Below are 447 nucleotides of genomic sequence, written 5' to 3' on the forward strand. Positions count from 1 at the left end.
CATCCCTACAACCAGGAACAACAGTGGAAAAGCTGGCCAGACCAGCGGCTACCCCATGCCCGAAACACGCGCGTTCACGCCCCCCCGGGCGCGCGAACGAACCAGAACCCCACTCCACGGATCCAGGTTTAGGTGTCGTGATCGGCGTGGCGGTCGGTGGCGTGGTGCCGGCTCGCCAGGTCTGCAGGAGGCGGCGAACCTGGCGTTCACCGCCCCGGTAACCGCGCTCGCGCAGCTCGCCGGTCAGGGTTGCGGCGTTGGTGCACCCTTGCTGCCAGCGTTCGGCCAGGTAGGCGGTGTGTGGGTCGAGCGCGCTGCCACGTTTGGGCGACTGGGTCAGCAACTCGTCGGCGCTGCAGGCTCGGGCGTAGCGGCGTACCGTCTTGTCGTCGAGGTTGAGCGCCCTGCAGATTGCGGTGTGCCCGATTCCCTTGTCCCACAACGCGT

At 67.6% G+C, this 447-nt stretch carries 1 pseudogene; it reads right to left on the reverse strand.

Going from position 1 to position 447, the window contains the following annotated elements:
* Nucleotides 1–447: pseudogene (locus IU459_RS39170) on the reverse strand (hypothetical protein); the annotation flags it as partial.

The sequence above is a fragment of the Nocardia amamiensis genome, from assembly GCF_015477605.1.
Taxonomy (GTDB): Bacteria; Actinomycetota; Actinomycetes; order Mycobacteriales; family Mycobacteriaceae; genus Nocardia; species Nocardia amamiensis_A.